At 53.9% G+C, this 2,495-nt stretch carries 2 protein-coding genes; both read left to right on the forward strand.

What is annotated here, in order from left to right; translation table 11 throughout:
• The coding region (locus tag PLA23_RS12510; RefSeq protein ID WP_324475394.1) for a biotin/lipoyl-containing protein at positions 1-615 on the forward strand (615 nt) is incomplete at its 5' end.
• Positions 612-2,090 (forward strand): acetyl-CoA carboxylase biotin carboxylase subunit, encoded by a 1,479-nt coding sequence (locus tag PLA23_RS12515; protein ID WP_324475395.1) that lies wholly within the window; start codon positions 612-614, stop codon positions 2,088-2,090. The genes PLA23_RS12510 and PLA23_RS12515, both read left to right, overlap by 4 nt.
• The last annotated feature ends 405 nt before the right edge of the window (positions 2,091-2,495 follow it).

Raw genomic sequence — 2,495 nt, forward strand, 5'->3', positions numbered from 1 at the left:
TACGTGAAAGGACAGTACGGGAGATCACCTGGCCCGATCTCTGACGATATCCGGCGGCTCATTATTGGAGATGAAGAGGTTATCACCGTTCGCCCGGCAGATCTGCTTGCCCCCATGTACGAGAAGATGAAAGGAGAGGCGATACAGGCCGGCCTTATCAAAAAGGAAGAGGACGTCCTCACCTACATTCTCTACCCGGCCATTGCACCATCGTTCCTGAAGGGCGAACGCACCGCCGAACCGATTCCGTCTCCTGTACAGAAGAAGGACGCCGGGCTCTCAATGCCCACATCCATGCAGGTTGAGGTCGATGGTGAGACATTTACCGTCAGAATTCTGGCCATCGGGGATAAGCCGGTAGAAGAGAAACCGAAGGTGACAAAACCTTCACAGTCTGACATCCCGGGCGGGGTCAAGAGCAATATGCAGGGGATGGTCCTCAAGATCATGGTTGGAAGGGGAGACAAGGTGGCAGCAGGTGATACCCTCGTCGTTCTCGAAGCCATGAAGATGGAAAACCCCATCAGCAGCCCCCGTGATGGGGTGGTAAAGGAGATCTTTGTCGATGCCGGGGACACCGTTCTTGCCGGTGATGTGCTCCTGGTGGTTGAATGAAATATTTTGAGAAGATTCTCATCGCAAACCGGGGTGAGATCGCCATCCGGATCATGCGGGCCTGCCGGGAACTTGGCATAGACACCGTTGCGATCTACTCCGAGGCGGACAAGGACTCCCTCTTTGTGCATTATGCCGACGAAGCCTTCCCGGTCGGACCGGCACCCCCCTCCAAATCGTACCTGAATAAGGAACGGATCATATCAGTTGCAAAGAAGGCAGGAGCGGAAGCCATTCATCCGGGATACGGATTTCTCGCTGAGAATGCGGAGTTTGCAAGACTGTGCGCGGAAGAGGGCATCACCTTCATCGGCCCGAAATCACGGACCATCGCTGCAATGGGATCAAAGATTCAGTCAAAGCAGACCATGAGAAAGGCAGGGGTCCCGGTTCTCCCCGGAACTGACGGGGGAATTGATGATCTTGACATGGCCGCGAAGGTTGCTGATTCCATCGGATACCCGGTGATTGTCAAGGCAAGCGCCGGTGGCGGGGGTATCGGCATGCAGATTGTCCATGAACCCTCTGAGATTGAGTCCGCGATAGATGGTGCCATGCGGATCGCAGAGTCTGCATTCGGGGACAGAACGGTCTTTATCGAGAAGTACCTTCAAAAACCCCGGCACGTTGAGGTCCAGGTCTTTTGTGATGAGCACCATAACCGCGTGCATATGTTTGAGCGTGAATGCTCAATCCAGCGACGGCATCAGAAGCTGATTGAGGAAGCCCCCTGTCCGGTCATGACACCCGACCTTCGTGAACGGATGACGAACTCTGCGCTGAAGGTCGCTGAGGCAGTGGACTATGTCAATGCCGGTACGGTTGAGTTCCTCTATGACAAAGGGGAGTATTATTTCATGGAGATGAACACCCGGCTGCAGGTTGAGCATACCATCACCGAACTGGTTACCGGGATCGATATCGTAAAAGAACAGATCATCGTGGCATCAGGAGATCCCATTGAGTACGGCCAGGAGGACATCACGTTGCGCGGCCATGCAATCGAGTGCCGGATTAATGCGGAAGATCCCTTAAACAATTTTGCTGCAGACCCAGGTAAGATCACCCGGTATCGGTCACCAGGCGGACCGGGTATTCGGCTTGACTCAGGGATTCATGCAGGGTACACCATCCCGCCATTCTATGATTCGATGATAGCAAAGCTCTGTGCGTGGGGAATGAGCAGGGAGTATGCTATCGCCCGGATGAGACGCGCGATTTATGAGTATGTTATCCTGGGAGTCAAGACCACCCTTCCCCTGCACCATGCCATCATTCACAACCCCGAGTTCATCGCCGGTAACACACACACGCACTTCCTGCAGGAGGAGCATATCAGCCGGACGCTCAAACGGTATATTCAGGAGGAAGAGACGAGAATGACCCAGCTGGCAACCCCGCTCCGGGGGGACAAAAAGGTTGCAGCAATAGCGGCAGGACTTGTTGCGGTTATTGAACAGAACCGTCAGGGCTGATGTGATGCGCCTTTAGGTATGCACAAAACAGGGGTCAGGACCTGGTCCCTCCCGATCTGACAAAGTATGCACCCTCATCACCCCAGGGGCAGAACCGAATCTCAACCGACAGGGATATTATAGTAGTCCCCATCATGCAGGTCTCAAGAACAATACTTCCCTTCTCACGTAATGTTGCATAGAAGAGGTTCCAGTCCCCAAAAGGAGTATGGGGGAAAATGAATCAAGCCGCGCAATAAGTCCTTCCGGTGATGTCGCGTTGTTGATGATGACCGCGGCTCCGCTTCGCCCAAAGTCAAGCTGAACCGGAATACCCCTGATCGCATATACAAGACGGGTGCCACGAGTCTGGCGCGTAACGGTATATGAACACGAAGTACCCGAAGAGAGGACATACTACCCTCA

The organism is Methanospirillum sp. (genome assembly GCF_035406105.1).
Lineage (GTDB): Archaea > Halobacteriota > Methanomicrobia > Methanomicrobiales > Methanospirillaceae > Methanospirillum.